Origin of the sequence: Streptomyces sp. NPDC093071 (genome assembly GCF_044754545.1) — a bacterium.
GTDB lineage: Bacteria > Actinomycetota > Actinomycetes > Streptomycetales > Streptomycetaceae > Streptomyces.
Genome location: NZ_JBIVPH010000014.1, coordinates 144,357 through 150,356, shown reverse-complemented (window position 1 = coordinate 150,356; position 6,000 = coordinate 144,357). Strand labels below are relative to the sequence as shown.

Sequence of the window (6,000 nt, the reverse complement as noted above, 5' to 3'; positions counted from 1 at the left end):
CCCGCCTCATGCTCCAGCCCCGCATCCCGGTCAACCCGCTCCCGACCGGCACCCCCATCCCCCTCAACCACCCGGCCCCCGACCCGGCCGCCGACGTCGAACCGACCGCGCCCGCCCCGGCCCCGGTTCCGGTTGTTCCGGCTCGTACGGCGGTCCAGCTCACCCCCGGCAGCGCGCTCGCCCTTGCGGCCGGCGGCGGCGCGGTCGTCCTGGTCGTCGGTGCCGTTCTGGTCTCGATGCTCCTGGCGGTCGCCATCACCGGCGTCTCCGTCGCCGTGTGCGCCGTGGTCCTCAAGTCCCTGATCAACCAGGAAAGGAAGCACTGACATGGGCCTGTTCCGCCGCAAGACCGACGAGACCCCGGCCAACCCGCAGATGGCCGAGCTGGGCCGCGAGTACGCCATCGCCAAACGGCACGGCGACCGCAAGACCATCGGCCGCATCACCCGCCAGCTCGGCACCTCCCACGTCAGCGAGACCGACCGAGCCTCCTTCCAGCAGGGCCGCGACGCCTACGACGCCATCCCGCCCATCAAGCCCACCCGCACCCGACGCAAGGGCCGGTGACCAGCATGGACACGTACACCATGGCGGCCGCGGGCTTACCGGCCCTCGGGTGGGCCCTGCACGGCGGGCTGCTCTCGCGCCGTCTGGCCACCGCCCGCCGCGACCCCCTGACCGGCCTGCACACCCGCGCCGGATGGACCGCCCGCGCCGAACGCCTCATCACCAAACACCCCGGCGCCCTCGTGCTCCTGGTCGACCTGGACGACTTCAAGGCCGTCAACGACACCCACGGCCACGCCGCCGGAGACACCGTCCTCACCGCCACAGCCCAGCGGTTGAGCGACTGGTGCGGACGGTCCGGGGTCGCGGCCCGGCTCGGCGGGGACGAGTTCGCCGCCATCGTCGCCCACCCCGACCGCACCGCCGGCCTTCTCGCCCTCTGGTCCGCCCTGGACAGCCCGGTCACCCACCACGGGCACACCCTGCCGGTCTCCGCCTCGGTCGGCTTCGCCTACCCCGCCCACCTGCCGGTCCCCACCCTCACCGACGCCCTGTCCGCCGCCGACAAGGCGATGTACGCGGCCAAGGGCCACGGCAGGCGCAACACACACTGAGCGGCCCCCGGGACGGCCTCGGTCGCCAAACTTCCGCCGCCCCGGGCGCCTTCAACCCCCTCCAGATCCACCGGACCCGAAAGGGAAAACCCATGATGCCCCAGACCCCGGCCACCCGCGTCTGCTCCCACTGCGACGGCTTCCCCGTCGTCCACATCACCACCGGCAGCACCACCCCCGACGGACAGCGCCGCACCCTGGCCGCCATCTGCCCCACGTGCAAGGGCACCGGCACCCGCACTACGGCCGCCGCTCTCACCCACGCCGGGAAGTGACTGCCGTGAACGGTATCTCGGTCAACGGCCACCTCCAGGTGGACACCCGCATCCGCGTCACCCCCTTCCCCGACCGTCTCCGCCCGTTCGTGAGCCTACGTATCGAGGGCGACGCCATCGACATCGCGCTCCTGGTCTCCTCCGGCTCGGCCGACGCCCTGCGCACCCTTGCCACCGCCGCGACCGAAGCCGCCACCGTCCTCGACACCCTCACCACCGAAGCAACGGAGGTTCCCGCGTGACCGACACCGCCATTGCGGCGGGCCTGGACCCGGCCACCCTGAGTGATCTGCTCCGGGTGGCCGGGTCTCCCGGCTTCGACCGTCTCACCGAATAGCTCCGTCGCACCGGCGGTTGCACCAACCCCATCCGCCTGACCGGCGGCACCAAGCTCCTCGACCCCGCCACCAAGACCGTGCTGCACGCCTACACCACCGACGCCGAACCCGGCGGGGTGCTGCGGGTGGCGTGCGGTAACCGGCGGGCCTCGCGCTGCCCGGCCTGCGCCTGGACTTACGCGGGCGACACCTATCACCTCATCCGCGCCGGCCTCACCGGCGCCCCCGACAAGGGCACCCCGGAGACGATCCGGGACCATCCCCGGGTCTTCGCCACTTTGACCGCTCCGTCCTTCGGCCCGGTGCACAACCGGCCCGGCACCCGGCCCTGCCGCTGCGGCACCCGCCACCCGGAGGATGCTCCTGAGCTGGGCACCCCGCTCGACCCGTCCACCTACGACTACGCGGCCGCGGTGCTGTGGAACAACCACGCCTCCGACCTGTGGCGCTACTTCACGATCTACCTGCGCCGCGAGATCGCCGCCCGCGCCGGCCTCACCCAGAAAGCCGCCCGCGAACAGTCCCGCGTCTCCTTCGGCAAGGTCGCCGAATACCAGAAACGCGGCGCCGTCCACTTCCACGCCGTCATCCGCTTCGACGGCCCCAAGGGCCCTCACACCCCGCCCCCGGCCTGGGCCACCCTCGACCTCCTCACCGACGCCATCCGCGCCGCCGCCACCCGCGTCCAGGTCACCGTGCCCGCCGCCCCCGCGCACGGCGTCGGCCAGGACCTCGCCCTCACCTGGGGCACCCAGCTCGACATCCAGCCCATCAAAGCCTTCGGCCAGGGCGAAGACCTCACCGAACAGGCCGTCGCCTCCTACGTCGCCAAGTACGCCACCAAAGCCGCCGAGACCACCGGCACCACCGACCACCCCGTCGGCAACAAAGAAGCCCTCATCCTCCTCGACATCCCCGACCACCCCCGGCGCCTGATGGAAGCCTGCCTCGACCTCCACGCCGCCTACCCCGACCGCCGCCTACGCGACTGGGCCCACATGCTCGGCTTCCGCGGCCACTTCTCCACCAAATCCCGCAACTACTCCACCACCCTCGGCGCCCTCCGACAGGTCCGCGCCGACTACCGCGCAGCACAGCAGCGCACCGCCCTCGGCCTCCCCGACCCCAACGAACACCCCGAAGCCACCGTCCTCACCGTCGCCCACTGGACCTACGCCGGACACGGCCACACCCCCGGCGAATCCTGGCTCGCCGCCAACATCCGCCGCGACATCCAACACAACCGCGAACACGCCCGCGAGATCCGTACCGAACTTGAAGCCACCGACATGGGGGAGTGGTGACCATGGCCCGTGCTCTGCCCGATCGATACCTCACGCCGACCGACCTCGCTGACCTCCTGGGCGTTCCGCTGGAGACCATCTACCAGTGGCGCCGGAAGGACACCGGCCCCAGGGGCTTTCGAGTCGGCCGGCATCTCCGCTTCGACCCCGAGGACGTTCGTGTCTGGGTGGCCTCCCTTATGTATAAGGAAGCTGCCTGATGGCCGGACACATCCAGGACCGCTGGTTCAAGGTAGAGAACGGCCCGGACGGCAAGCCTCAGCGGGTCAAGACGGAGCGCCACGGGACCGGCCTGCGATACCGCGCCCGCTACATCGGCCCGGACGGAACAGAGAAGTCGAAGAGCTTCCCGGACAAGCAGAAGCGCAAGGCTGAGGTCTGGCTGTCCAACATCGAGGCGGACATGTCCCGGGGCGACTACATCGCTCCGGAGGCAGGCAAGGTCACGTTCGAGCAGTACGCGAACCAGTGGATCAAGACTCAGGGAACCGACCCCTCCACGAGGGAATCTGTCGAGATGCGGCTCCGGCTCCACGCGCTTCCGCACATAGGGACGCGTCCCATGAGCTCCTTCAACCCGACGCACCTTCGACTGTGGATGCGGACGCTGGAAGACGCGGGCCTCTCCGCTTCCTATCGGCGTGGAATCTTCGCGCACGTCTCCACGGTCTTCACGGCCGCAGTGGAGGACCGGGTCATCAGGGTCAACCCCTGTAGCGCCCGGTCTGTAAAGGCGCCCCGGCTCGACCCTCGCAAGGTCAAGCCGTGGTCGACTGCCCGTGTCATGGCGGCCCGGGCCGAGCTACCAGAGCGGTACCAGGCGCTTGTCGATCCCGCCGCCGGGTGCGGTCTGCGCCAAGGGGAGGTGTTCGGCCTCGCCGTCGAGGACCTGGACCTCAAGGGTGGTGTCGTCCACGTCGTTCGGCAGGTGAAACTGCTCCGCAACCGTCCGGTCTTTGCCCCGCCCAAGGGCGGCAAGGAACGTGACGTACCCCTGCCCGAGTCCATCGCCCTCGCGCTCACGGATCACCTTCACCAGTTCCCGGCCGCCGAGGTGACGTTGCCCTGGAAGACGCTCGACGGTCCTCCGGTCACGGCGAAGCTGATTTTCCGGAGTCCAGAGGGGTTCTCGCTGAACCGGAACCGCTTCAATGACCGGCAGTGGCGTCCGGCCCTTCGTGCTGCCGGCATCGTGGGCGGCCGGGACAACGGAATGCACGCGCTGCGCCACTTCTACGCGTCCGTGCTCCTGGACGCGGGGGAGAGCATCAAGGCACTGAGCGAGTATCTGGGGCACCACGACCCCGGGTTCACGTTGCGGACCTACACCCACCTCATGCCGTCGAGTCAGACGCGCACGCGGGCCGCCGTAGACGCAGTGTGGGCCGCCCCGGATGCCGATCACGGCCCCGGGACGGCCCACACAGAAAGGTAGGGCTCTGACCTGCAGGAATCTCAGTAGCCGAAGTCCTGGGTCCACCAGGGGCCGCCGTCGCCGAAGTGCACGCCCACGCCCATCGTCTTGAAGTCGCAGTTCAGGATGTTGGCGCGGTGGCCGTCGCTGTTCATCCAGGACTTCATCACGGCCGCCGCGTCCGTCTGGCCGCGGGCGATGTTCTCGCCGGCCAGGTTCGGGACGCCCGCCTGCTGGGCGCGCGTCCACGGGGTGTCCCCGTCGGGGTCCGTGTGGTCGAAGAAGCCGCGGGCGGCCATGTCCGCGCTGAACGCGCCCGCCAGGGAGGCGAGCCGCGCGTCGGCGTTCACGGGGGTGCAGCCCACGGTGGCGCGCTCGGCGTTGACCAGGCGCAGGATCTCCGCCTCGGCGGCGTCGCCCCGGCTCGCGGTGGAGGCGGCCGCGGCCTTCCGGGTCGGCGCCTGGGTGGTCGGGGCCGGCTTCGGCGCGGGCGCCTCGGTGGTGGGCGCGGCCGAGGTCTTCGGCGCGGCGGGCTTGGGAGCGGCCTTCTTCGGGGCCGCCGTCTTCGTGACCTTGGGCTTCTCGGGCGACGGGGTCGCCTTCGGCTTCGGCTTCGCGCTCGGGGACGCCGTGGTCTTCGAGGGCTTCGGGCTCGGCTCGGCGCTCGGCTTCGCAGTCCGCTTCGCGCTCGGTTTCTTGCTCGGCGCGGCGCTCGGCTTCGCCGACGGGGCGGCCGGCTTCCCGGTGCCCGTGCCCGCCGGGGTCTCCGTCGCCCCGCCCTGCGTCGTCAGCTCCGGCGCCTGCCGGGACTGGGATGGGGACTGCGTCTGCGTCTGGCGCTCGGCCGTGCCGGTGCTGCCGACCGTGAGCACGTCCCCGCCGGGCAGGAGGCCCGAGGTGACCGCGACCGCGCCGACCGCGACCGCCGCGGAGGCGCCGAGCAGACCGTTGCGCACGGACCGCCTGCGGCGGTCACCCCGGTGCCGGCGGTCCGTACCGGCCGCGTAGTCTTCTGCGGCGGGTGCGGCGCCGGAGCGACGGTGGCGTCCCATGGCTCTGCCCTCCTGCTGGTCTTCTCTGCGGATCTTTGCGAATCTTTGCTGATCTTTGCGGTCGGTACCGTTGCGGTCCGATCGTCGAACGGCGCGCGCCCGAACGGGTGAGACGCGTTCGTCGGGACTGTACGCGAGTGGGAAGCGGGGGGCGATGTGCTCGTCGGGTGCCCTCCCCGTTAGCGTGCAGCCATGAGCGACGACGTACGGATGACCGCCTGGGTACGCGGCCGGGTACAGGGAGTGGGCTTCCGCTGGTTCACCAGGGCAAACGCCCTGGAGATCGGCGGCCTGGTGGGCTTCGCCCTCAACCTCGACGACGGCCGGGTGCAGGTCGTGGCCGAGGGCCCGCGTGAGAATTGCCACCGTCTGCTCGACTGGCTCCACTCCGACGACACACCCGGACGCGTGGACGGAGTCACTGAGATCTGGGACACCCCGCGCGGCGGCTACGACGGCTTCGCCATCCGCTGACGATCACTCTCCGAGACCCCTT

At 71.0% G+C, this 6,000-nt stretch carries 9 protein-coding genes and 1 pseudogene; 9 read left to right on the top strand and 1 reads right to left on the bottom strand.

Going from position 1 to position 6,000, the window contains the following annotated elements; genetic code table 11:
• From ACIQD7_RS32580 to ACIQD7_RS32545, 8 genes and pseudogenes are all read left to right on the top strand, one after another.
• Nucleotides 1-326, top strand: a 326-nt coding sequence (locus ACIQD7_RS32580) for a SpdD-like protein (protein ID WP_402446618.1), incomplete at its 5' end; no start/stop codon positions are given.
• Nucleotide 327: 1 nt separating this feature from the next.
• The gene (locus ACIQD7_RS32575) at nt 328-567 is read left to right on the top strand and encodes a hypothetical protein (RefSeq protein WP_402446615.1); all 240 of its coding nucleotides are present in this window, start codon (nt 328-330) and stop codon (nt 565-567) included.
• A 5-nt stretch (nt 568-572) separates the two neighbouring features.
• Nucleotides 573-1,121: a GGDEF domain-containing protein gene (locus ACIQD7_RS32570; protein WP_402446630.1), complete on the top strand. Its 549-nt coding sequence runs from the start codon at nt 573-575 to the stop codon at nt 1,119-1,121.
• A 92-nt stretch (nt 1,122-1,213) separates the two neighbouring features.
• Complete coding sequence (locus tag ACIQD7_RS32565; protein ID WP_402446613.1) at nt 1,214-1,396, top strand: hypothetical protein; 183 nt, start codon at nt 1,214-1,216, stop codon at nt 1,394-1,396.
• Nucleotides 1,397-1,401: 5 nt separating this feature from the next.
• Nucleotides 1,402-1,638 carry a hypothetical protein gene (locus tag ACIQD7_RS32560; protein ID WP_402446611.1) on the top strand — a complete coding sequence of 79 codons (237 nt, stop codon included), beginning with the start codon at nt 1,402-1,404 and terminating at the stop codon, nt 1,636-1,638.
• A pseudogene (repSA, locus tag ACIQD7_RS32555) lies at nt 1,635-3,038 on the top strand (replication initiator protein RepSA). The gene ACIQD7_RS32560 and the pseudogene repSA overlap by 4 nt, the downstream one beginning before the upstream one ends.
• A gap of 2 nt (nt 3,039-3,040) precedes the next feature.
• On the top strand, nt 3,041-3,238 hold the full coding sequence (locus ACIQD7_RS32550) for an AlpA family transcriptional regulator (protein ID WP_152370832.1): 198 nt from the start codon (nt 3,041-3,043) through the stop codon (nt 3,236-3,238).
• Entirely contained in the window at nt 3,238-4,473 is a 1,236-nt protein-coding gene (locus ACIQD7_RS32545) for a tyrosine-type recombinase/integrase (protein WP_402446607.1), read from the top strand. Before ACIQD7_RS32550 ends, ACIQD7_RS32545 begins: the two co-directional genes overlap by 1 nt.
• 20 nt (nt 4,474-4,493) lie before the next feature.
• On the opposite strand, the gene ACIQD7_RS32540 is transcribed toward ACIQD7_RS32545, so the two are convergent.
• Complete coding sequence (locus ACIQD7_RS32540; RefSeq protein WP_402446604.1) at nt 4,494-5,504, bottom strand: CAP domain-containing protein; 1,011 nt, start codon at nt 5,502-5,504, stop codon at nt 4,494-4,496.
• Nucleotides 5,505-5,696: 192 nt separating this feature from the next.
• Between ACIQD7_RS32540 and ACIQD7_RS32535 the strand changes: the two genes are divergently transcribed.
• A complete protein-coding gene (locus tag ACIQD7_RS32535) occupies nt 5,697-5,978 on the top strand; it encodes an acylphosphatase (protein ID WP_030690661.1) in 282 nt (93 codons plus the stop codon).
• Nucleotides 5,979-6,000 lie beyond the last annotated feature (22 nt).

Coding starts and splice junctions, on each gene's coding strand:
- ACIQD7_RS32540 (WP_402446604.1), bottom strand. CDS start 5,504: ATGGGACGCCACCGTCGCTCCGGCGCCGCACCCGCCGCAGAAGACTAC.
- ACIQD7_RS32575 (WP_402446615.1), top strand. CDS start 328: ATGGGCCTGTTCCGCCGCAAGACCGACGAGACCCCGGCCAACCCGCAG.
- ACIQD7_RS32535 (WP_030690661.1), top strand. CDS start 5,697: ATGAGCGACGACGTACGGATGACCGCCTGGGTACGCGGCCGGGTACAG.
- ACIQD7_RS32565 (WP_402446613.1), top strand. CDS start 1,214: ATGATGCCCCAGACCCCGGCCACCCGCGTCTGCTCCCACTGCGACGGC.
- ACIQD7_RS32550 (WP_152370832.1), top strand. CDS start 3,041: ATGGCCCGTGCTCTGCCCGATCGATACCTCACGCCGACCGACCTCGCT.
- ACIQD7_RS32570 (WP_402446630.1), top strand. CDS start 573: ATGGACACGTACACCATGGCGGCCGCGGGCTTACCGGCCCTCGGGTGG.
- ACIQD7_RS32545 (WP_402446607.1), top strand. CDS start 3,238: ATGGCCGGACACATCCAGGACCGCTGGTTCAAGGTAGAGAACGGCCCG.